Source organism: Microvenator marinus (genome assembly GCF_007993755.1).
GTDB lineage: Bacteria > Myxococcota_A > Bradymonadia > Bradymonadales > Bradymonadaceae > Allomicrovenator > Allomicrovenator marinus.
Genome location: NZ_CP042467.1, coordinates 4399929 through 4423797, shown reverse-complemented (window position 1 = coordinate 4423797; position 23869 = coordinate 4399929). Strand labels below are relative to the sequence as shown.

15 protein-coding genes are annotated in these 23869 nt (G+C 56.7%); 10 read left to right on the top strand and 5 right to left on the bottom strand.

What is annotated here, in order from left to right; all coding sequences use genetic code 11:
- Nucleotides 1-100: 100 nt before the first annotated feature.
- The 6 genes from FRD01_RS18185 to FRD01_RS18160 all read left to right on the top strand — a co-directional run bounded on the left by FRD01_RS18185 (nucleotide 101) and on the right by FRD01_RS18160 (nucleotide 12359).
- A complete protein-coding gene (locus FRD01_RS18185) occupies nucleotides 101-4420 on the top strand; it encodes a coiled-coil domain-containing protein (RefSeq protein ID WP_146962216.1) in 4320 nt (1439 codons plus the stop codon).
- Complete coding sequence (locus FRD01_RS18180) at nucleotides 4417-7353, top strand: putative metal-binding motif-containing protein (protein WP_249755726.1); 2937 nt, start codon at nucleotides 4417-4419, stop codon at nucleotides 7351-7353. Before FRD01_RS18185 ends, FRD01_RS18180 begins: the two co-directional genes overlap by 4 nt.
- 102 nt (nucleotides 7354-7455) lie before the next feature.
- A complete protein-coding gene (locus FRD01_RS18175) occupies nucleotides 7456-7983 on the top strand; it encodes a hypothetical protein (RefSeq protein WP_146962210.1) in 528 nt (175 codons plus the stop codon).
- 78 nt (nucleotides 7984-8061) lie between these two features.
- Nucleotides 8062-9909 carry an acyl-CoA dehydrogenase family protein gene (locus FRD01_RS18170; protein WP_146962207.1) on the top strand — a complete coding sequence of 616 codons (1848 nt, stop codon included), beginning with the start codon at nucleotides 8062-8064 and terminating at the stop codon, nucleotides 9907-9909.
- A 5-nt stretch (nucleotides 9910-9914) separates the two neighbouring features.
- Nucleotides 9915-10901: a phosphotransferase enzyme family protein gene (locus FRD01_RS18165; protein WP_146962204.1), complete on the top strand. Its 987-nt coding sequence runs from the start codon at nucleotides 9915-9917 to the stop codon at nucleotides 10899-10901.
- A gap of 42 nt (nucleotides 10902-10943) precedes the next feature.
- Nucleotides 10944-12359, top strand: coding sequence for an MFS transporter (locus FRD01_RS18160; RefSeq protein ID WP_146962201.1), 1416 nt, complete (start codon nucleotides 10944-10946; stop codon nucleotides 12357-12359).
- Here FRD01_RS18160 and FRD01_RS18155 read toward each other — a convergent pair.
- From FRD01_RS18155 to FRD01_RS18145, 3 genes are all read right to left on the bottom strand, one after another.
- Nucleotides 12356-14038: a M14 family metallopeptidase gene (locus FRD01_RS18155; protein WP_146962198.1), complete on the bottom strand. Its 1683-nt coding sequence runs from the start codon at nucleotides 14036-14038 to the stop codon at nucleotides 12356-12358. The genes FRD01_RS18160 and FRD01_RS18155 overlap by 4 nt on opposite strands.
- Before the next feature lie 78 nt (nucleotides 14039-14116).
- Nucleotides 14117-14419, bottom strand: coding sequence for a DUF4190 domain-containing protein (locus tag FRD01_RS18150; protein ID WP_146962194.1), 303 nt, complete (start codon nucleotides 14417-14419; stop codon nucleotides 14117-14119).
- Nucleotides 14420-14491: 72 nt separating this feature from the next.
- Nucleotides 14492-15607 carry a tetratricopeptide repeat protein gene (locus FRD01_RS18145; RefSeq protein WP_249755725.1) on the bottom strand — a complete coding sequence of 372 codons (1116 nt, stop codon included), beginning with the start codon at nucleotides 15605-15607 and terminating at the stop codon, nucleotides 14492-14494.
- A gap of 123 nt (nucleotides 15608-15730) precedes the next feature.
- Here FRD01_RS18145 and FRD01_RS18140 point away from each other — a divergent pair, with 123 nt between their 5' ends.
- Genes FRD01_RS18140 through FRD01_RS18130 form a run of 3 tightly spaced genes read left to right on the top strand, consistent with a single transcriptional unit; the run spans nucleotide 15731 to nucleotide 19759 of the window.
- A complete protein-coding gene (locus tag FRD01_RS18140; RefSeq protein WP_146962188.1) occupies nucleotides 15731-17575 on the top strand; it encodes a S9 family peptidase in 1845 nt (614 codons plus the stop codon).
- 22 nt (nucleotides 17576-17597) lie between these two features.
- The gene (locus FRD01_RS18135) at nucleotides 17598-18578 is read left to right on the top strand and encodes a hypothetical protein (RefSeq protein ID WP_146962185.1); all 981 of its coding nucleotides are present in this window, start codon (nucleotides 17598-17600) and stop codon (nucleotides 18576-18578) included.
- Nucleotides 18575-19759 (top strand): hypothetical protein, encoded by a 1185-nt coding sequence (locus FRD01_RS18130; RefSeq protein ID WP_146962183.1) that lies wholly within the window; start codon nucleotides 18575-18577, stop codon nucleotides 19757-19759. Before FRD01_RS18135 ends, FRD01_RS18130 begins: the two co-directional genes overlap by 4 nt.
- Nucleotides 19760-19819: 60 nt before the next feature.
- Here the strand turns inward: FRD01_RS18130 and FRD01_RS18125 are convergent, their stop codons facing one another.
- Nucleotides 19820-20929 carry a hypothetical protein gene (locus FRD01_RS18125; protein WP_146962180.1) on the bottom strand — a complete coding sequence of 370 codons (1110 nt, stop codon included), beginning with the start codon at nucleotides 20927-20929 and terminating at the stop codon, nucleotides 19820-19822.
- Nucleotides 20930-21090: 161 nt separating this feature from the next.
- Between FRD01_RS18125 and FRD01_RS18120 the strand changes: the two genes are divergently transcribed.
- The gene (locus FRD01_RS18120; RefSeq protein ID WP_146962176.1) at nucleotides 21091-22494 is read left to right on the top strand and encodes a hypothetical protein; all 1404 of its coding nucleotides are present in this window, start codon (nucleotides 21091-21093) and stop codon (nucleotides 22492-22494) included.
- Nucleotides 22495-22508: 14 nt separating this feature from the next.
- On the opposite strand, the gene FRD01_RS18115 is transcribed toward FRD01_RS18120, so the two are convergent.
- Nucleotides 22509-23807 (bottom strand): M15 family metallopeptidase, encoded by a 1299-nt coding sequence (locus FRD01_RS18115; RefSeq protein WP_146962173.1) that lies wholly within the window; start codon nucleotides 23805-23807, stop codon nucleotides 22509-22511.
- Nucleotides 23808-23869: the final 62 nt, after the last annotated feature.

Sequence of the window (23869 nt, the reverse complement as noted above, 5' to 3'; positions counted from 1 at the left end):
TTCAGGCCCCAACCCTACCCATTAGCAACTATTTTACGTTTTTTGTTTGTGTCATTCTCCGCCGCAAATATCACACAACCTAGTAACTGAAGGGTATAACATGAAGAAGATTGGTGTTCTTTTCGCTACGGCGGCATTTGCCGTGGCCTGTGGTGATTCTGCGGCTCCCGGGAGCATATCTCTTGAACTTCCGGATCCAAACGAAGCAGTGGCCGGCGGTCCAACTGCCCTTACCATGGCATCCGCAGACGCGTGTGCGCTCGACTTGGACTGCCAGGCCGGTACGCATTGTTTCCAAGGTCTATGTGCTGCGAGCTGCTCCACCGACGATGAGTGCGAGGGATCAGAGACCTGCGACGAGCGCGGTCGCTGCGTAGCCGGAGGCGAATTCGCTGCACCACCGGTGCTGCCTGGGCTGAGACTTTCGTCCACCACTGAGGCTGTTCACTACATTCGACCTGGCCAGACCGAAGCCGAGATCACGCTTGACCTGAGCGGAAATGGGCCATCCGAGGGAATTGCGTACGTGGTACGCCGAGACGACGATGAGGCTGCTTCATCGGTGGTTCGCAGAATGCGGGTCAACGGGAACAAGGCCACATTCAGTCTTGCTGCCGGTAATGCCTCTCCTGATGGCGCCGACCCAGGTCCCGTACGCGTGGAGCTGCTCACTGCCGTAGGCTCAGTGACTATCGCGCTATTGCCCGAGTCTTCGGCAGAAGGCCTTTACTCCGGCTCGGTGCGAATCAATACCTTCGGAAGCGCAGGCCTTCCCATTGATTTTGAAATCTTGACCGAGCCTGAGGGTGCTACTCTCACTCAGGCCCAGACCGCATGGGTTGTCCTGCCGATCGCCGAAAGCCAGGTCTTCGCACCAGCGCGCGGCGAGGCCCCCGAAAAGGTGGCGGCACCGTTGACTTTCGATGACTTCACGCAAAGCTGGGTTGCCAATTTCCGCGGCGCCTTTGACCTCACAGACGGCGTGGTTTTAACCACGGACGCGGCTGAGCAAATCGACCGCAAGATTCGTTTTGAGATCACAATCAACGAGCAAGGTGATGTTGTAGGGCAATTCCGCGACATCTGGACCGGCCTCTACGAGGCACGCTCGCTCAACGGCGTGTTGACCCGCGAAGACGTAATTTTCGAGGGTTCTATCTTCGCTTCGAAGATCGGCAACGCCTCGGACCTGAGCACGATCGATGTGGATGCGGAACTTCCGGCCCCGAACACTCAGGGTGTTCCTGCGCCAGACCTCTCTGTATGCACCATGAACCTGAGCGGTTTTGCGGCCACTCAAAATGAGATCGACTACACTTGCGCTGGGATCGTCGACACTGCCGACTTTGAAGCTGCGACTCCGGACGCGCAGGCGAGCTGCGCCATCGCGGTAGCATTGACTGGAATGAGTGGTGAGACGACCACTGCCCAAATCAAGACCTACCTCGATGGCGGCGACCTCGGGATACCATTCTCCCAGTTCATGAACGAGTGCGCGAGTGGAACGAATGGCCGATGTGTGCCGAATGAAGACGTCGTCTGTGCCCGGCAGCTGACCGCTTCTGCTTACCGGACCCAGGAATCCGATTCGGTTTTTGTCGCACCCCTCCTGCTTCAGTACCAGGAGACCACGCGCGAAACCTTCCTTGGAGCCCAGTTTGGCTCACTTCGCGCCGACACCGAGACTCGCCTCGAGTGGCTTCGCACCTCAACGTATCCCGCCGTGGTCACGAACCTCGTTCGCGATCTGAACGAGCGACTTCTCGACGAATGGCAAGAGAACGTGCTCGATGTTCACTTCAATGTGCTCAAGGGGCAGTTCGATACTGCTGGCCTGATCGCGTTGACTCGTGAGCCGGAAGGGGCTGCTGGAATCGAGACTCGCGGAGAACTCCTCCTTGAGATGAACCAGAGTTTCCGTACCGCGCTCGAGTCTTTGACCATCGCGACACGTCGTTGGGACGAGCTCTACACCGAAGCATCAAAGCGCGAAGAAAAAGCAGCGTATGTGGCGAGCCGCGCCCGCGACCTTTATATCCTCGCTGGCGTACTCAAGAACTTGAACCTCGCAAGCGGCTCGGGCTTCCTCTCGGCAGGAATTGGTTCGGGCTTTGGCGGTCTTCAGCGCGAGTTAGGGCGGCTTTCTCTAGGCTTCAACCAACTCATCTACGCACGCGATGCAGAAGTCACCGTAGCGACATCGGTTGATCCGACTGTTAGCAACCAGACCCTGCTCGGCGACCTTGAAGACAAGGCACGCGAAGATATCGCGAGTGCACTCAGCACCGTGGTGGAAGTGGTTGAGACCGAGGAGGCTCAGCGCCTCGACGAGACCACACTTCGCAACAATCTCAACAATGAGATCAACGATATCAAATCGGACCTGATCGGTCTCTGTGGCATGCCACAAGGTTGCACGGTCAATGACGTGTTGGTGGATGATGAGTGTGTCGTGCGCGTCGATGGCGGCGAGTGCGGATTTATCTACACCAAAGGCACCGATAATTTCGCGACCAACTACGGCTCTTCTGACCTCGCTGCAAGCGAAGGCGGCTCCGCGCTGATGGCCATGTTGGCCGCTGCAAACAATCTTCGGATCGCAAACGCAGAGCGCCGCGAGCTCTTGACTCGAGTGCAAATCAAAAACCAGCTCACCGAACAGTTCGTCAACACGATGAGAGAGCGCCAAGTCTTGCGCGCAGAACAACTCACCGAGATGTCTGAAGCCTTCTCTGAAATCGCTCAGAACCGTCAGGATGATATCGCTGGCCTTGCTGAGAACTTGGCCGAACGGGCTGCCGCACGCGTCGATTACGTGGACTCATCACGGGACACTCTCGAGCTCTGGAATGGTATTCGCTTTGGAGCCGCAGCAACCCAAACGGGCCTTGAAATTGCCGCACTTACGACGGGTCGCATTGCGGCCGGTCTTGACGGCGCTGCTGAAGGCATCCTCCAAGCCGGCGACGCATTCAAGGACGGCCTGCCAACAAGTGCAGAAGACATCCCATCCGCAGCGGTTCGCCTCGCGGTTGGTGCTGCAGCCGTAAACAGCGCAGCGGCACTCGGGGCAAGCGCATTTGCCCTTGAGACGGCTAGTCAGTCTCTCTCACTCGCAGCTGAACAAGTTGATCGCTATTCCAGTGCTGCACTTGAAGGAATGATGGCCGAATCTGACCTTCAGGGCGAAGAATTCAGGTTCCAACTCGACGAGTTTGCGGAAGCTGCTGAGCTCTCCGGAGCTCAAAGTGAAGCAGAGCGCGAGCTCATCCAACAGGCCATGCAGCTCGCCGTCCAAGAGCGCGAAAACAGACTCGCATTTCTTCGCGACAGCACTGAGCTCCAGCGCCGACGTGCTGAACTCCTTGAAGAACTCGCAAAGACCGCAGGGATGAATCTTCGTGTTGCTCAAGCAAGGCTTCAATACGAGCAGCGCTTGCTCGACTACGGGGCGATCGTTCAGCGGGCTCAGCTCGTGGACGCGAAGCTTCGTGAGCTCATTCTTCAACGCCAGAACGTGAACTTGATCGTAGGCTCACCAACTGCAGTCTTCGCACGAGCGAACCGCATCACCCGCGCAGAAAACGAGCTTGAGAACGCCAAAGATTCATTGATGGATTGGCTGGTTGCGCTTGAGTACTACGCCGTGCGTCCGTTCATGGACCAGCGTATTCAAATCTTGCTCGCAAGAAACCCCTACCAGCTCGAAGAGATCGCGGACGAACTCGTGGATCTTCAGGCAGCCTGTGGTGGAAGCGTCAATACGTTCACGACTGAACTCTCGGTTCGAAAGGACTTCCTCTCGGTCACGCTTCCGCAAGCTGATTTGGACGGCACCATTTTGGACCCAACAGCTGTCTTCCGCGAGTTGATGGCGAGTGGCTACATCCCCGTAGACAAGCGAACACGCTACACCACCGACGAGAGCATCGGAGACTTGATGCGTCGAAAAGACGATATCATGGCAGCTAGTTTCTACGTGGACTTGGGCGATTTTGCGAACCTCGCCGCAACGTGCAACGCCAAGCTCGAGTCTGTGGATATCAAGCTCGTGGGTGAGCTCGGAGATGCGCGTCCGACCGTTTCCTTGCTCTATGACGGAACAGGCGAGCTTCGTTCGTGCCAGCCAGGTATCGACGACTACGTAGCTCAGTTTGGCGAAGGCACCACCTCATTTGGTTCGGTGACCTATCTTCGGTCTCAGGGCCGTAGCATCTCGCCCGTAGCAGGCATTAACACATTCCTCGATGGTAGTGAGAACACCACACTGAGAGGCCTCCCGCTCTCGTCCCAGTACACCGTGCTCATCGACACGGCACTCGGCGAGAACAACGACCTCGATTGGTCAAACCTGGAGGATATCGAGATCCGTGTGACCTACTCCTACCAAGACCTATTCCCTGAAGGACAATGCGAATGAAGAAGTACCAAGCAGTAATCATTGCGTCTGTGGTGTGGGGCTGTAGCTCTGACCCTCAGACGCCCGTGATTGGGGATCGACCCGATGCCGGCGTGGATATGCCCGCGGATAATAACACTTCCGATATGACGGTCACACCGGACATGACTACTGAGCCCGACCTGCCGGTCGACATGGTCTCCGAAGACATGCCGTCGGACATGGGTCCAGCAATCAGAACTCTGGTTAATTATCGTAGTTGTGAACTCGACTCGGATTGCCCAGTCGGACTCGGGACCTGTGTACTTGAGATTCCTTTGAACAGGCCTGACGCAGACGGCAGGGATCGTGTGCCTCTCAACGAGATCTTCCCCGAGCTTGCTCAGGGACAAGGCGTGTGCTCTTCGGTCTGTACGGTGAACACTGAGTCCTGCTCGGAGCTCTCGGTCAACGGCAACACGCCTGACCCTCAGCCTTATGTGTGTCAGGTGATCTTCGAGGGTCAATCGCCCTATCCGAATCCTGCGCCGGCTCTGCCGTTCGATGGGGAACTTTCGCCTTCGGAACTTACGGCAGGTGTGCCTTTTGGCGCGATTTGCCGCCCTCCGTTCCAACTCAGTCCTGATGTAGACGACGGCTTTTGCGCTCCATGCGTTGGCGGCGAGGCGTGCGCGGGCTCTGCAGTATGTTGGGACGCATTGACCGGCGAAGCCGCTGCAGATGGTGAGGCTGGAACCTGCCTGGGTGCATGTGAGGGCGAATGTCCTTCGGGTTTCGAGTGCGCTGATATCGCGGGTGGTTCGTATTGTAGGCCTATCGTGGATACCTGTACCGCATGTTTGGACCGCGATGGGGACGGACGTGGAACCGGACGTTGCGGCGGTGCCGCGCAGCCCGTGACACCTGTGGATTGTAACGACCTGAACGCAGATGTGTATTACGACGCCGTCAATCCAGGTCACGCCTTCCCAGAGTTCTGCGCGCCGGAAAACGACTACAACTGTAACGGTCTTTCAGATGCGGAGGAGCAGATCGCGAGCACCCTTTGGGGAGATGACCACTGCACGGCCTGTGGAGACACGTGCTCCGGCGATGTGCTCAATGGCTCGCTCAGCTGTGTTCAAGGCGTCTGTACAGCCATTTGTGAGATGACCCACGCAAGCTGCGATGGCGATGCACGAAACGGCTGTGAACAACCCGTAGACGACACGAGCCGCATTTACTATCGGGACTCAGATGGTGACGGTTTTGGAGACCCCAACGTTCCTCAGTTCGCCTGTGACCCAGCCCTTCCTCCTGCCGGATTTGTGGACAACGATGACGATTGTGATGACACCAGCGACCAGGCGAGACCCGGAGGCACGGAAGTGTGTGACGGACTCGACAACGACTGCGATGGTGACTTCGACGAAGGCATCACGTTCAACTCAAACGGCACCAACGACTGCAACGCCGCGGCACAGGGGATTTGTGCGAACGGCACCGCCCAATGTGACGGAGTCGCAGGTTGGACATGTCTCGCTGCAGACCCTGAAGTAGAAATGTGTAACGGTCTCGACGACAACTGCGACGGACAGGTCGACCTGACCAATGGTGTACCTCCAGTCGGCGCGCCGATTTGGTACCCCGATTGCGATAACGACGGATATGGCGTTCAGCCAGGCGCGTTGTCGAGGTGCTTTGAGCCACAAACCGCTCCTACCGCTTGTCCAAACGGCAGCTGGTCTACGGTCAACACCGACTGCAATGACTCCGATCCGAGTATCAATCCTGGGCGAATGGAGGACTGCTCAACAGCTGCAGACGACAACTGTTTGGCAAATGATCCCCCAAATACATGGACCAACGCAAAATCCTACTACTTCGATCGCGATGGCGATGGCTACTCACCCACTCCTAACTCGCGCACTCCCTATTGCACCATCATTCCGAACAACTGGTCAGAAGCGCTCTTCAACCAATCTGACTGCGACGACAACAACGCGTCGGTGAACCCGAGCGCCACAGAAACCTGCAATACGCCTTACGATGACGACTGCGACGGACAGGTCCACGACGCTGCTACCGGAAAAGTTAGGCGCTACAGGGATGTCGATGGAGACGGATATGGCCCCAACACAAGTGGCTTTGACTTCTGCTTCTCATCGATGACAACGAATGAGCAGAATACATATCCAACTTCCAATGGTGGCGATTGCAATGATTCGACGACGCAGCGCCAGGTGGCTTCGAATGGACACCTCTACACCGGGGTTGACCAAGCACCGAACAAGATTGAGGTGTGCGAAGGGCTCGACAATAACTGCGACGGAGTCATCGACGACGGCTGTCCCGTGGATTTCAACGTACGCAACGCCCGAAGTGCCAACGACGTGAAAGGTAGCGGTTCCGGATGGCAACTCTTCGAATGCCCAGGAAACAAGGTCATGTCCGGCATACGTGTACGTGGGAAGATCCCGGCAGGCTTTTGTGGAGGTGAAACCGGAGTGTTTGGTGTGCACGCCATTTGCACAGACCCAAACATCTCGGTAAACACCAACAACAATCCATTTACGTACACAACGGTCAACTCTTCGAGCGAGGAGGGTAGTATTCTTGGCTTTGCACCGGGACCCGACGGAGGATGCGGATGGAACACGATTACCGACAACACCCTCAATTGCTCGGGAGACAGCTCAATGCGTGGGTTCATCGGACGCAGTGGTGCTCGAATCGATAGAATTGGGCCCGTATGCGTCCAACGGACCTTGACGACGAGCGTGACTCCCGCCACTCTCAACCTCTCCTCGGAAAGCAACGGATCGCAAGCTCCTTCGGGCTGGAATGGTGGCGGAGACTTCCGGACTACGTGCGCCAACAACGAAGTCGTCAAGGGCTTCTGGGGTGCGTTCCAGAACAATCGCCTGACCGCAGTCGACCTTCGATGCATCGATATGTCGCTCATCAATCGATGATTGAGGGTTGCACCCGCGGACGGGAGCCGTCCGCGGGTGCAACCATCACTTTTTCCTGATACAAAAAGCATACTTAGTGGAGGAAGAGTTTTGGAACCAAGTATGCTCCTTTGGTTGGGGATCATTTTCACTATCGCGATTGTTTCCGTGGTCATCAAGCAGAGCATCGGCGCTGCGACTATCCGCAGCGTCTCTGAAGAATGGTGCGCGCTCAAAGGCGTGGACCTCTTGGAGTTAACCGTGGAGTCCCACCCCACGAGTGGACGGCATTCACGGACTCCGGGACAACTCACGATGCGAATCAGACGTCGAACTACGGGCGAGATGGAGATCTGGAAGGGAACGTGGGAAATCGGCTTTTTCCGCGCCGTGATTAGCCAGATGAGCCCGGTTGGAACTTTGCGTGAGCCGGGCTGGAGGAAATTGAGCACGCCAGATTTCGACCCGGCCGAGAATCCCGAAGCTGCTATTTTGGCCGAGGTGGCCCGCCGAATCGACCAAATCACCGGGCAGGCAGGATGGGCCGAGGCGCACGACCTTGACGGCTCCGGACACATTGACGACGCAGAATTCCGTGCACTACGAGAGCGCGTAATGGCCGAAGTGCGAGCTGAGTTTCAGGACAAATAAACTCTCTGGCAACTCTGGGTTGACTTGGCCCACACGGAGGGTCAAAACGAGGTCCGAACTTTCGACCCCAGCGGCACCATGGCCAATTTCTACACCGACAACCAAGACCTCCAATTCCATATCAAAAAGCGAATCGACTGGAAGACTCTGGTCGAGCTCGCCGAAGATGGTTTTACACAGCCTGATGGGCACCAAAACCTTGAAGAAGCCAAGGCTTTCTTTGACGATGTTCTGAACTTGGTAGGTGAGTTCATCGCCGAAGAAATCGCGCCCAAGGCGGCTAAGATTGACGCCCAAGACCCGTATCTGGAAAACGGTGAAGTCGTTCATCCACCGGAGTTTTTGGAGATTTTCGAGGCTATCAAAGGGTTAGAGATCCACGGCCTCGGCGTGCCACGAGAGCTAGGCGGAATGAACGCGCCACACGTGCTTACGATGGCGATTGCCGAGATCTTCGCGCGAGCCGATGTCTCGATGATGACCCACCACAGCTTTCACTACGGGATCGCGATGGCGATGCTTGTCTATTCGATGAGCGAAGGAAGTACCGTCTTTGAGAATAGCGCCATCAAGTCCACACGCTTTGAGAAGGAAATTCGCGAAATTCTGAGCGGCAATGCTTGGGGAGCGATGGACATCACAGAACCCGACGCAGGCAGCGATATGGCCGCGCTCAGGTGCCTCGCCGAGGTAGACGAAGACGGCAAATGGTGGATCACCGGCCAGAAAATTTTCATCACCTCGGGACACGCCAAGTACCATATCGTCATCGCAAAATCGGAAGGCGTAGACTCTGGTCTCGAAGGCCTTTCAACCTTCATGGTCAAAGCCTATGACGACCACGAAGACGGCACCCGCACACGTTATGCGGTGATCGACCGTCTGGAAGAGAAGCTCGGGCATCACGCCTCTCCCACCTGTTCGATTAGCTTTGAGCGGGCCCCGGCCGAGCTGATCGGCAAACGCGGCGAAGGCTTTTTGCAAATGCTTTTGCTCATGAATAACGCACGTATTGGCGTTGGATTCGAAGGCGTGGCCATCTGCGAGGCCGCAACTCGGCTCGCCAAGGAGTACGCGGCCGAGCGCCGTGCGTTTGGAAAGACCATCGATAAACACGAGATGATCGCCGACTACCTCGAAGAGATGGAGACCACCACGCGCGCTTTGCGCTCGCTTGGGTACGAGGCATCTTTCCACGAGGAGATGAGCTTCAGGTTGAAAATCCAGGCCATGAAAAACCCGCAGATGCCAGCTGAGGAGCGCAAGAAAAACGAGCGCCGCATGAAGTTTCATAAGGCCAGCGCGCGCAAGATTACGCCACTCTTCAAGTACCTTTCAGCCGAGTGTGCCGTAGCGTTTGCTCAGCGCTGCGTTCAGATCCACGGAGGCGCGGGCTATACACGGGAGTACGGGGCCGAGAAGCTTTTGCGAGACGCGATGGTGATGCCTATTTACGAGGGCACGAGCCAGATTCAGTCCCTCATGGCCATGAAGGACACAATCGGCGCCATCATCAAGGCGCCGCAGGAGTTCGTCCGAAAGCTCGCGCAGGCGCGCTGGCGCTCGGTCTCCGCCAAAGACCCGATGGTCAAACGCGTGGCAAAAATTGAGGTCTTTAGTCTCATGGCGCAACAACAAATTGTGCAAAAAACAGCCGCCGACAAGTTCAAGACCATCAAGGATAAACCGCTGAGCCAGTGGCTTGAACCTTTCAAGACCGAATGGGACCCGAAGCGTGACTTTGGCTTCGCCATGCTTCATGCCGAGCGGCTTACCCGGATTCTTTGCGATGAAGCGATTGCCCAGATTCTATTGGAGGAAGCTCAGGAGTTTCCCGAGCGCGCGCCCTTGTTGGACGCGTGGCTCAATCACGCGGAGCCCCGTTGCCGCTACATGCTCGATCTCATCTCAACGCGGGAACTTTAGCGGCCATGAGTGGTTCATACCTAGGGCAAGTCCGGGCGCTGAGGCGCACGGCACAAGCGGGGGTTGGTGCGTTTGGACTGAGCGGCAAGCTCTCTTTCATCCATCACGGCGAAAACACCACGTGGCGCCTCAAGGGGAACGACGGCGAATTCTTGATTCGGATCCATCGCCCCGGCTACCAAACCGAGTCCACCATTCGCTCAGAACTCCTCTGGCTCTTGGCGCTCAACGCATCGGGTATCGGTGCACCCGTGCCGCAGATGAGTGTAGACGGAGACTGGATAGCCAAATCCAGCGGCCCTGCTCAAGAAGAACGGATCATAACGTGCACTCAGTGGGTCAAAGGCCGAATGATGGGGCGGCGAGTCACCGACGACATGTTTAGAGCCACCGGGAGGACACTTGCGACGCTTCATGAGCAAGCAGCTGGCTTTGAGCCGCCTGAGGGGTTTGAGCGCAAAGTCTTGGACATGGACGGTCTCTTCGGAGACGAGCCGGTAATGGGCGGAAGCCTTGAGTTGGTGCCTGCAGAATTGCGCAACCTGTTTGAGGATACCCAGGAGGCGTTGCGCAGCCGCATCGCTTTGCACGGCAAAACCCCGTCTACGTTTTCGCTGATTCATGCTGACCTTCACTATCGAAATGTAGTGTTTCAAGGCAGTGGGACCGAAGTCAAAGCCCTCCCAATCGACTTCGACGATGCCGCCTTCGGCTACCTCGCCTACGATTTGGCCGTCACCTTGGGCCCTCTAGAGCGCTTCTACCCTGATGTGAATTCTCGCGAGTTAGTACTTGAGGGGTATCGGTCTGAGAGGGAGTTGATACCGGAGATTGAGGCGATGATCGACCACTTCGGAGTGGTTCGGATGATGACCATCACCCTCTGGGTACTCGGCAGGCACGACCATCCACACTTCGTCAAGCGGGCGCCGGCCCAACTCGAGGACGCACGCCGAGTTTTCCTTAAGTACAAAGATAAGAATCTCGGGTAGAAACTCTGGCATCCTAGTACTCGTCAGTACTGAGTCATTTCCATGGCAACAAGCATCCAAAACTTAGACCAAGAGGCCCCATCACCATGGGTACTCATCCTGCTTTCCACGGTCGTCTTCATAGCCGTGGTCAACGGCACCATGATCAATGTGGGCCTGCCCTACATCGGTCGCGACTTCGGCGTCTCTGAAGGGGTGTACGGTTGGATTGTGACCGGATTCACGCTGACCTTCGGGGTTTTCAGCGCAATCAACGGCCGGCTCGCAGATATCTTCGGCATCAAGAGGCTCTACCTCGCGGGGATCGCGATCTTCGGAATCACCTCGCTCGTCGTGGCAATCGCCCCGACGATCGAACTCGCGATTCTCGTGCGCGTTCTTCAAGGCGCAGGAGCCTCAGCCATGCCCGTGCTCGGCTCCACCATCATCGCCACGCTCTACCCGGCCAACCGCCGAGGCGCAGCCATGGGCGTAATCCTCATGGCCGTGGGACTCGCCGCGAGCATCGGTCCGTTTATCGGAGGAATGCTGGTTCAGTGGTTCGGGTGGCGAAGTATGTTTGTGCTCACGGGGGCCGTAGTATGCGCGATTCCGTTTGGCCTCAAGATGCTTCCCGAATCTCTGAACGATACGGAGCCATCGAGGTTCGACCTCGTGGGTGCAGTCTTGCTTTTGCTCGCGGTAACCTGCCTGATGGTGGGCTTTACGGTCCTCGAGCAGTTCGGCCTTGGCTGGCAGCTTGGGCTCGACGTGGCGCTCACCATCGCTTTCCACGTGGCATTTTTCGCGTGGATCCGAACCAAAGAAGAGCCCTTCGTCTCCCCCGAGGTCATGAGCAACCTGCGCTACCTCGCCGTGTCGTTCGTGGCGTTTCTAAGCAACGCCACGCGTTTTGGCACCATCGTCTTGGTTCCGATTCTACTGACCGAGGTAGACCATCTAGAACCCGTCAAAGTTGGTCTCGTGCTCCTCCCGGGCGCCATCGCGATAGCGATTCTCTCGCGCTACTCGGGGTCGCTCGCTGATAAGTTTGGCCCGCGTATGCCTGTGCTCACGGGCACAATCTTCATCTTCATCGGAAACGCCGTGACCGCACTCTCCGCGGGCTCCAGCGTGACCGGCATTGCCATCGGCATGGGCCTCTACGGCATGGGATTCGCGATGATTCAGACGCCTTGTGTGAGCGCGGTATCCCAGATTGTGCCGAAGAATCAGGTGGGTGTGAGCACAGGGATGTTCATGCTGATTTTCTTCGTCGGCGGAGGCATGGGAGTGGCGATTTCTGTGGCGCTCGTGGAGATGCAGGCACCAGACGCACTGAGCTGGATTGGCTTGAGTGCGGGTCTTGGGGCGCGTTATTCCAACGCTATGCTGGCATTGTCTCTACTAGCCCTGACGGCTTTTGCGCTCATACCCGCATTGCCTTCGCGCGACTCCATGAACGAAGTCCAGAACTAGATTTCAACTAGTTTTTCGAGGACGCCGATTCGGTCACCCTTCCACCGCACTACTAAGGCCCCTTTGCCTTTTACCCGCCATACATACTCGGCGATGTCGTTACGCGTTCGCCCCGAGAAATGTTGGGAAGAAAGCGTGGCGGAAGTCATTTGAGAATAGCCGCTCAGGTGCTGAGCTTTCTGGCGCAACTTACCTTCTTTCAGCTCCACGCCGTCGCCGAGCTCCACCTCGAGCAACGGTGAGCCCACGAGGCTATTCTTCACCGCCAAGTCCGTGATGTTCGTGGGGAAGTACCCAAGGTTTTGAAGTGTAGCCACCACGCGGGTTTCATCACCTGCCTCCTCAACCCGCACGTCAAGGCGCGGACGGGGCAAGGCACTCGCGTGGTCCAGCGTAAAGAGAACCGACGGCAACGTCTCATCTTTCAACATGCGCGCTGGGCAATTTCGAAACGAGTAGAGCCATCGCCACCCACCAAGCTCGATCTTCCCAAGCTGCGGGTGCTCAAACTCGACCCAATCTGCAAAGCCATCACCGCCAAGCTCTTTGTCGCTCCACTGGATCAAGGCGAGTTCGTCTTCCTCGGTTCTATCACGCCAGAACCCTAGCCAGTTCCCCTTGAAATCAAGGCCAGCCTTATCCCACGGGCACCAGAGCTCCATCGTGTACGCAAACGCCCCATAATTCTCATAGGCCCACTCCTCAAAGACACCCACCACCGGTTTGTTGGGGTCGTAAAGGAAGTCGTGAAACGTGCTCACACATGCAAAGCCCGTGAGTTCCTCACATCGCTTTCCAAAGAGTTTGTAGGCCGCCAAATCGTAGTTTGGCATCTTGGTGTCTGGCTTGTCGCCAAAGGGCCGCAATAACACACCGCTATAAGTGTGATAGGTCATCATCGCGCCCACATTTTTGTGCGAGAGCAGGAAGTCCACCACCGCCTTTGTCTCGGGCTCACTCAACGGGTACGGACCCGCGCCGTACTGGGTACCTTCGGGCTCCCATCTGGACGGGAAGTTGCGATTAAAGTCTAAGGCATGCGAATCACCCGCCATCATCGGGCGGCGTGGGTCGCGCAAGGCATCTTCGTCAAAGAGGCCCTCAGCGTAGATATGATAGAACGGGCCGTCGGTGTCCCAAGGCATGCGTGGAAGCATCACGCGTGGGTCTTTGGAGCTCGTCTTCCAGGCTCCATCCGGAGCCTTGATGCGCATCTGCAGGACTTCGTTGTCGCCGTTGATATCTTGAGGCTCAAGGCCGAGCACAGGTTCAGGCTCAGGCCACTTTCGGCGCACCGAGCGCACGTAGTGGTTTTTCTCCAGGACGTACTCAGAGCCATCAGGATTGATTCGAGGCGCCACGTAGATGGTTCGGTCCTGCATCAACTCTGCAATCTGGGACGTTTCCCAATTCGTCAGCACGTGGTCGATGGTTACAAGGCACGCGGCGCTGCCCATGACCTCGCTCGCGTGCGTGTTACCATCGATCCAATACGCGGGCCTGTTTTGATGGGCACCTGTCGTGTGATCGGTCAGTGCGACCACCCAAATCTGGCGCCCTTCGGGGCTTTCGCCGATCGAGAAGAGCCGCGCCCTATCAGGAAACTCATCGGCCACACGTTTCAGGTAAGCCGTCAATTCGTCATAGAGATAGTACTTATTCGGGTTTAATCCGGTCATGGATTTGTTTCCTTAGTTCCCGCAAATTAGTTCAGTAAGTTAGGCTCTAGTACCCTTCCACAGTGATTGCGACTGGTACTAGACTTGGGCGGCAAACCCAAGTCCCACCATTATGGCGGTAAAGATTGCAGGCACAAAAATGGCGATGAGCGCACTGACTACACACCCCACCACGGTCAACACAAGGTTGATGGCCCCGAGCCAAAAGCCAACCTGCGCAAGGGATTGACCAGCCGGAGAGCTCTTCCCGCTAGCGATCGCATTCAGCTCCATCTTACCCAAGATAACTGCAACAATCCCGCCGATAACCGGGAAGAGAAACCAACTCGTTATTCCGGCTATCAACGCCGCTATTGCCTGTCCCGATGCACTTTGACTCATGTTCTGTCCCTCAATTAGGTGGAATCATCATCCAGGCCTATTGTCTGTATTTTGATTCAACTCGTCAAACACTCAATCTTCGGGACACCATTTGGCTCCAAAACCACATGCCTTATGAGCAGTCGCCTCGTAGTCGGGATGCCCTTTGCCGAGATTCTCGGCGAGCTTTTGACAAGCCGCCGGACGACCTGCGTCGCAGCCGCGCCGATACGAGTGGAGTGCTGCCTCTTTGTCTCCTTTCGAGTAATGAAAGTCGCCGAGCCTTAGGCAGGCAGCTGCCTCATTCGCTGCGCACCCCTTTTCAAAGAGTTCCTGAGCCCTAGCCAAATCTCGCCCCACAGTCTTTCCGTCCCGGTACAAGATACCAAGAGACGAACATCCTCGGTTGTTTTCGTCACATGTCTTGCTGAGAAGTTCTTTTCCTCGTTCGAGGTCTGGATCGCCACAATCCCCACGAAGCAACATATCGCCAAGGTTCGCGCAGCCGACCGGATTCTGCTTGTTGTCACACGATTTGGTGTTCAACTCCTTTGCCCGGCATCGATCGATCTGAACCCCAAGTCCCGAATTATAGGCGTATCCGAGACTGCCACACGCCCACGGGTTGTTGTCTTCGTCGCACTCTTTCTGCAGCAAAGTCACAGCCCGTTTTGGATCCGATGGCCCACCTTGCCCTCTGATTAGTAGGACACCTAGATTGGTACATGCGGGGCCATAGCCTGCGGTGCACGAAAACTCGTAGAGTTCACGAGCCTTCTTATGATCCGCGTCAATACCTCGCCCAAGCTCGTAGGCGATACCGAGACTAAAACACGACGCCTTCATCTTCCGGTCACAAGACAGGCCATAATAATGAGCCGCCTTCTCGTAGTCTCGCTCCACACCACGGCCGGATTCGTACATGTAGCCGAGATTCCCACACCCGTAGTCGTCATATTTTTCTGGCGAAGGACAGGAGAGTGCGTAGTAACGGGCGGCCTCTTCGTCGCTTTGAGCCACACCATCTCCTTGTTGATATGCCCAACCCAAGGTGTTGCAGGCCCTCAAATCTCCATCAAGACACGGATTGGAGGCATCTTTGGCTGGGCTGCACGCATCCCCTTCGCATTCAGTCAGACTCTTATCCGAGCGAGCAGAGGTTGCACCGCAACCAACGCCAACGAGCAACATTAGACACAACCACTTCATCGTGGACCTCATCTCGTAGAAAAAAACGAGCTCTACCCAATAGGATAGGCGTTGCCAAGCCCACCGTGACATTTGAGCGAAGCTGTGGAAGAAATAGCCTGATTAAAGACCGAGGACCGACTCATGAAAGACCAGTTTTCAAGCCCCGTAACCATCGAAATGCTCTCTGGCGAAAAGAAGTTTCGCGACGTCAAATGGGCGCCTGACGGCCAGACCCTGGTCTGGTGCGAGCAGCGCGGCCCCCAAGGTGTGGTGGTCGTGAGCCCCAAGGGACACGCCACGCGCGATGTCTCAGCCGACCTCAATGTGCGCGGCTCCGTGGGTTATGGAGGCGGCGAGTTCGATGTGAGCGAGGATTGGGTTGTGTTTGTGGCAGATTCCAGACTCTGGAAGGTTGGCCTTCATACAGGAGCCCCCTCCCCTATCACCCCGGCCCACCCAGGCGGTATCGCAGCGCCCGAGATCTCGCCGGACCAAAAATGGGTCATCTACACGTTCTCAGACGGGGTTGAAGACGCGATTGCTATCGCACCGATGCACGGCAAGAACTGGCCGCAAAAGCTTGTGATTGACCGCGCCGATTTCTACATGCAACCCACGTGGAGTCCAGATGGGCGATGCATCGCCTGGGCACAATGGCGACAACCCGCAATGCCATGGGACGAAACCGAGCTTTGCCTCGCCAAACTCAAGATTGGCAGCGAATCTGTTGAGGTCGAATCGGTGGAAGTTATCGCATCTGGCCACGACCTCTGCTCTCAATGCCCACGATTCTCGCCGGATGGAATGTGGCTCGCGTACATCAGCGACCCCGAAGGGTTCGCGCATATCTGGGTTCGAAATCTTAAGACGGGCGAGTCGAAGGCCCTCACCTCGGGAGATCTCGAATACGGTGGGCCAGCCTGGGTTCAGGGGCTTCGCTTTTTGGACTGGAGCCCTGACTCAAAGGAACTCCTCGTATGCGCCAATGAGCGGGGAGTTGTTCGGCTTCAACGCGTAGACCTGAACGGCACGGTACATGCCGAACCTTTGGCTGAGCGCTACACCTCCGTGGGCCAACCAACGTGGTCCAAACTTGGATACAAGGCCTTCATCGGCTCTTCGAGCACGGTTTCAACTCGCGTGGTGGTGCTCGACGAGCGAGAGGTTGTGGCCGCGCGCGCTACGGCTGAGTCGTTGACCCCTGACGCACTCTCGGAGATGCAGGCGATCTCGTGGAAGGTCGACGGCGTGGACGTCTTTGGAAACTACTATCCACCCACCAAACTAGCGGGCGAGCTACCACCCGCGATCATCATGGTCCATGGCGGCCCTACCTCTCAGCGGACCGCATCTTTTGACGCCCGTAATCAGTTCTTCGCCACGCGTGGATTTGCAGTGCTCGACGTGAACTACCGGGGGAGCACAGGTTACGGCCGCGAGTACCAAGATGCGCTCCGCGGAGAGTGGGGAATCGTGGACGTCAAAGACCTTGTGGAGGGCGCAAAACATCTCGCGTTAGCGGGCCTTGCCGACCCTGAAAAACTGGTCATCCTCGGTGGGAGTTCCGGAGGTTATGCGGTCCTTCAGGCCCTGACGGACTACCCCGGAATCTTCAAGGCCGGCGTTTGCCTCTACGGGATCGGCAACCTCTTTAGCCTCGCGATGGGAACCCATAAATTTGAGGCGGCTTACAACGATATCTTGGTCGGGCCATTGCCGGAGGCTTCAAAGCTCTACCGAGAGCGCTCGCCACTCTTTAAGGCGGACAAGATTCAGGACGCGCTCGCGGTCTATCATGGCAAGGAGGACAAGGTGGTCCCTATCGATCAAGCGGAAGGTATTGTGGCCGCGATTCGCCGACGAGGCGTGCCCCACACGTATCATGTCTACGAGAACGAGGGGCACGGATGGAGACACCCTGAAAACATTAAGCATTTCTACACGACGCTCCTGCAATTTTTGCAAGAACGGGTTATCTTTGCCTGAACGTTTTCCCAAGGTGAACCTGATGAAGAAAACCCTCGTTGTAGTCGGCTCTATTTTGGCGCTCGGATGTGGGGATGAGACCAACGAGAAGGGCCCCATCCAGATCAACAACCAAACGCCGAACAACACTGCGGGCCAAAACAATACCGTGGGGCAGAATAACCCGGTGGGGCAGAACAATCCTGTGGGCCAAAACAACCCCGTGAGCTCTAACAACACCAAGGGTCAAAACAACCCGGATGACCTCTTTTGCCCAGAGTCCGCGCGTCCGATCTACGTGGTCGAGGCCGATGTGCAAAACCCTGAGGCGCAGGGAACCCTTGTGCGTTTTGACGCCCAGACGCTGACTTTTGCCGAAATCGGCCAGCTCAATTGCCCAGTTCAAGACGCGACCCCGTTCTCGATGAGTGTGGACCGCGCCGGCGTGGCTTGGGTACTCTACGATAGTGGGGACCTCTTCAAGGTCAGCACCACGGACGCCTCTTGTGAGGCCACATCGTACGTTCCTGGCCAGAGCGGGTTCTGGCTTTTCGGCATGGGATTCACCCTCGACAGTCCGGGATTTCCAGACGAAACCCTCTATATTGCAGGCAGCGACGGGCCCGGCTCGGGCACGCCGCGGCTAGGCACGCTGAGCTTTCCGGACTTTGACGTCACCTCTCTCGCTACGATCGGCGGATGGCCTGAGATGAGCGGCACCGCAGAGGGTGAACTTTGGGCGTTTTTCCCCGGAAACAACCCGCCTGAGGTGGCTCGACTCTCCAGATCCGGACAAGTTCTAGAGTCTATTCAAGTCGGTAGAATCGAAGGCCAGCCCAACGCATGGGCGTTCGCCCACTGGGGTGGCAAATTCTGGTTGTTCTACAAGAGCCAAACAGACACAAGCACGCGCGTTTACCGGGTGGAACGCGATCCCATCACTGTTGAGGAAGTCATTCCCGAGAGCGGCCGCTACATCGTAGGCGCCGGAGTATCCACCTGTGCCCCGACTATTTTCCTTTGAAGAACTCCTCCCGACTGCGAGGCCTGGCCCTGGCCATTGCGCTCTTGGTGGCATGCGAAGACGAGCCTGTCGCTCAACTCTCGGACGGCTGCGAAACCATCGCACAATGCGCCACCGGTGACCGACTCGCCTGTCTGAACGGAATTTGCTCGCGAATCGCGTGCGAACGAACGTCAACGTGCCCTCCTGATGCTGCTTGCGTGGACGGCTTTTGTGACGCGCCACAATGCGCACAAACATCCGATTGCAACACTGGAATTTGTTATGAAGGCGAATGCCGGCTCGGGCTCTGTGAAGACGTGTCTCAATGTGAAACGGGGCAGGCGTGCCGTGGGGAGCCACCTAGGTGTCAGGAGCCTCCCAATCGGTGTCTGGATGACCGTGACTGCACTGTTGGGCGAGGATGCGTTCTGGCGCTCGGCCTCTGCGAATTGGAATGTAGGGCGGACGATGAATGCGGCCAAGGCTCCTATTGCGATGAACTATGCCGGCCCGAGTGCGACCGCGATGACCAATGCCTCGGCTCGCAAATATGCAGGGATAGGCGCTGCCAAGACACCGTGGAATGCTCGCCAATCTCCTGCGCTATAGAGCGCCCGTTCCAAGACCCATTGACGTGTGAGTGTGTTGGTTGCGTCAACGACTTCGACTGCCTTGAGGAGGGCTTTGCGTGTTCGGACGCACGCGTCTGTATGTGGTGCCCCCTGCGCGCTGAATCCGATGCCGCCTGCGCCGCTCAGGGGCTCACGCTCCAGAACGGATGCTGTGTGGAATGCATCAACGATCAGGACTGCGCGTTCGGCTCGAATTTGGAGTGCACATCTGGGCGTTGCGTGCTCGCAAACCCCTCGGAATGTGCGGCGGATGAGGATTGTGCGGACAACGAAGTTTGCGACAACGCTCGGTGCCGCCGAGCAGGCTCCCTTAGTGCTTGCGGGTCTCAATCCGATTGTGGCGAAACCGAGGCGTGTCACGCCGACGGCCTTTGCCGACTGGAGGGCGACTGCGAATGTGAGTCACCGTCCAAATGTGTGGCAGAGCCTGGAGACGTGCGTGGTACGTGTGCCGGCTGCACAGAGGCCTGCACGCAAGACGGATGCGGTGCCGGAGAGCTTTGCGTTATCCCGCCAGGCGAATCTGAAGGCTTCTGTGCGGTGGCTGAGTTTTCAGGGTGTGAATAAAAAAAAGCCTGAGTCAAATGACTCAGGCTTTTAGATTCTCAACGCTTGAACGAGTGAGGATTACTCGGCTGCTGCTACGCCGGTGATTTGAGCACCAACCGCGGTGAACTCAGCACCGATCGAAAGTGCATCGGCTACGCCGTCACCATCGGTATCTACATCTGGAGCTGCAATGACGAAGAGCGACGAGCAAAGGCCACCAATGGTACCGCAGGTATCTTGGCCACACGAGTTACCCGCGACGCTTGCGCAGGTTCCAGTTCCGGTTGCCTGATCCCAAGTAAGAAGAGGGCCTTCCAGACCAAGGCACTCACAATTGCCGGAGACGTAGGCATTGAGTGCGGCAGATAGATCAGAACCCGTAACGTAGCCGCCGATAACACCGTTGTCCAACTGTACGCCGGTCTCAAGATCCGAGTTTGCTCCTGCATCAGCTTCGATCTGAGCACCCGAGATTTGAACGCTAAGTGGTGTTCCGAGCAAGTCGATTGTAATCGCGATGGTTCCTGGGCCGGCTGTGACGGCACCATCCGCAAGAGTAGCACCAGGCACATATGCCTGAGGTTGTGCACCCTGGTCGATAGATACAGGGTCGATAAGCACGGTGTTTCCGCCTGTTTCAGCAAGGGCGTCAATTCCATCCCACTCGCCGAGCCAGAAGTTGATCACGAAATCACCGCTCTCAAGGCTGCTGAGCCCGGAGTGCTCGAGCACAAGCGCGATGGACCCGGAGTCAATACCCTCTTGAATCGAAGTGTTCACGTCACCGAGTGATCCGAGAAGCTCACCGAGAGCATTATCTGGCTCGCCGTCGCCGGTGTAGTCGAAGCAGCACGAGTCATCACCCACGAGCGCGAAGGTATTGATGATCGAAGCGGTCTCCCACTCAAACCCGTCAGCAGATTGCTGACAACGAGCTGGCTCGTCCTCATCACCACACTTTGGAGGAGCTGGAATCGGCTCTGGACCCGTGGTGTTATTTGGGTCCACCGTGGTGTTGTTGTTGGTGGTCGGGGTGGTTCCGTTGTTGGTGTTGTTTGGATCCGTGGTGTTGTTGTTGGTGTTGTTTACATCCGGATTATTGGTGCCGGACGGAGTCTCGTCGTCTCCACAACCTACAAAAACAAAACCAGCGAGGGCCGCTACTGCAAAACCATACTTGAACTTCATGCTCTGCTCCATTCTACTAAGTCGCGCCGCCTATGCTGGCGCTGTCGATAAACAAGAATCAACGTCTTTGTTGACAAGGTGAGCGGAGGCTAGCAACGCTCTAATTCTAGGTCAAGTTCATCGTGATAACCTTCATGAATCCTCGTGATCTAAGAGGTCGTATGGCTGCAAGACTGACGTTTTTTTGCCTTTTGCTCACCCTATTGGCGGGTTGCAAAGGCTCGTGCGACCAGCAAAAGGCCACGCAACCATCCGCTTTTACGGTGGTAGAGCCCAAGCAAGTGGTTTGGGTTGAGGGCTTTGAGACCATTCTCGATTGGGTGGGTGCCGAGGGAAGAATTGCCACCGTGCTCGTCTTGAAGGACGAGGGGGTCCATGAGGGGGAAATGCGTTTTGGCAATCACGGAGAATTTTTGGGTCCCGAGCCGACGCTGCGAGTCATCGACCGAGTTGCAGGGCGAGATATCCGGGCGGACGACGTGGTCGCGCGTGCCTCAAACAATGAATTCTTGGTGATTCGGCGAGCCCAGGAAATGGTCCTCATTAACGCTCGCACGGCAGCGGAAGAAGTCATTCCGAATGTGGACCTGAGGCCGGACAACAACCCCTGTCAGCCCAATCGCTCCGCGCTCTTCGACCCAACCGGCACCTACCTCGGCTGGGTCACTAAAGATAATAGATTCAGGGTCCGCGAGTTAAGAACCAAGGCTGAAAAAACCTTCAATCCGCCAATCAATCGAACCATCTGGCGTGGCCAGCCCAGCGCGCACGCCGACTGGGTAACGTTGCAGACCATCGAGACACCGGAAAGTGGCGAGGTTGAGTTTCCGCGTTCAAAAACCTCTTGTAGCCACCGGTGGGCCAAGAGATTTGCGGAGAGTATTGGTTTTTATGGATGGCAGGGTGAGTTTGATGCAGACCTCGTCCGAGACGATGGCAAGGTGGTCAAATTGAGCCGCATGTACATGCCGATTACGCGCGAACATCTGCTGGATCGCGAGCATATGCAACTCTATACCGCGGACGAAACCATGATGCCGCCTATCGTGACGGCATTCTACAAGCTGCCGACAGTGGCGCGATACGACAAAGAAGGATTGATCCTCGAGAATTTGGAAACCGGTGAACGAACCCCTCTCGGCAAACTTCATTTCTGGTCCAATCTTCACGAGCCCTGGGATGGTCGCTGGGTCCACGCCCTGAAATCGGACACCTCAGAAACCGTGCGTCTGGACGTGCTGACCGGCGCCATGGACATCGGCCCTGTGCACGAAGGCCAACGTGAAGGCCCTAATCGTTTTGGTTGGTGGATCTTTACACGTCCCGACAAGCGCCTCACCGCATGGGATATGAAGAGCGGTGAACTCAAGGAGTCGTCCATCAAGGTCAATGTTCCCGGAATGGTCTATCAGACGGGAAAACCAGGCACAGACGAATGGTGGGCCATGGACCCAGTGAAGGGCACTGTGATCAGATTGCCGTGGAGGCCAGGTTTGGTGCTCGAAAACGGCTGCGCGTTCAAAAGCGAGCGTATCTACAAAAAGCTTGAGATGTACTGCCCGTGATGTCTACCGGGTGACTAACGGAGCGCGCTGAGAATCTCAGAATGCGTGACGTGTACGTCCAAAGTCCCAGGGATCACACGAGTATGAGGAGCTCGGATTTCCCATGGCATGACCCCGCTCACTCGCCAGTTATGCCAACCCACAGGGAGCGCACGCACCAGACCATCCTGGTAAATTTGGCTCGCGCCACGGACCCGGCCCTCTCCATCGTAGATCTGAATGTCGAGGTCTTGATCAGCCGGCAGGATGAACTCAAAAACATTATGCTCACGTCCAATCTGGCCCGCGATGATCGCACCACCTGCCGAGATCTCCACAGCCTCTATTCCTGCTGGAACCACAACGCGCGCAACCAGATAGCCCGCGTCTTCCTCGGCATCCACAAAGATAGGGACGTCGCCCGGATACGCCATCAACTGCATGGTCTGATTACAAATGGGGCCGCGACTAAAGCCGTTCGCTGGGGAAGATTTCAGTGCCCCCTCAGTTTGCGGCCCGTAAATCCCGTCTTCGTCGATCGGGTTTTGCGGAAAGTTCAGGTTGTAGAGCTGTTGAAACGCCAGAACCGATAAATTCCGAACGTCCTTTCCACCTGCACCGTTGTAGTAGAAGTGCCACGGCTCCCCGGACACATTGTCGATATACGAACGATTGCGCATCCGTGTTCGCCAGGTATCAGAACTCGCGATATCCAGCGCCAACCCACCATTATGATTAGAACGCCCCGGCGCAGCTGCAAGATTGGCGTTACACAAACCTCGGTTGTACCACTGGAACAAGAGATATTGCTGCGGCACGGTTCTCAACGCCGAATTCACGTTCATCACCGGTCCACCAGAAACTACCGAAATCACTGTATCTGTGGCTGGCCCTTGCTGGAACGGGAACACGGTGGACGAATATCGGATGTTATCATTACCCGCGAACGACTTCATAATGCCGGGATCCAAGCAGTTCATCTGATCGATGAGCTGCAATGAAATCCCCATCACGGCGCCAGTGCTGCACTGCGAGGTCATCGTGCTTTCGACCGTCGGCCCCGATTGTGGCGCGTTGGTCGTCGGCGGCTCGGGTTCTGGCTCAGGCTCGGGTTCCGGCTCAGGCTCGGGTTCCGGCTCAGGCTCGGGTTCGGGCTCAGGCTCGGGTTCCGGCTCAGGCTCGGGTTCCGGCTCTGGCTCGGGCTCAGCACCCATATCTGGCGACTGGTCCGCGCCCAAGCCGGCATCGTCGGACTCGGGCATATTTGTAGTCATTCGTGCCTCACCGCACGCGGCGAGCATCAAAAGAATCAAGGATAGCGCTAACGTCTTCATGTGACGGACTCTAACATCTTGTAAGTTAAAAACAATGTTCGAGCGGCCAAAATGTGCTGGAA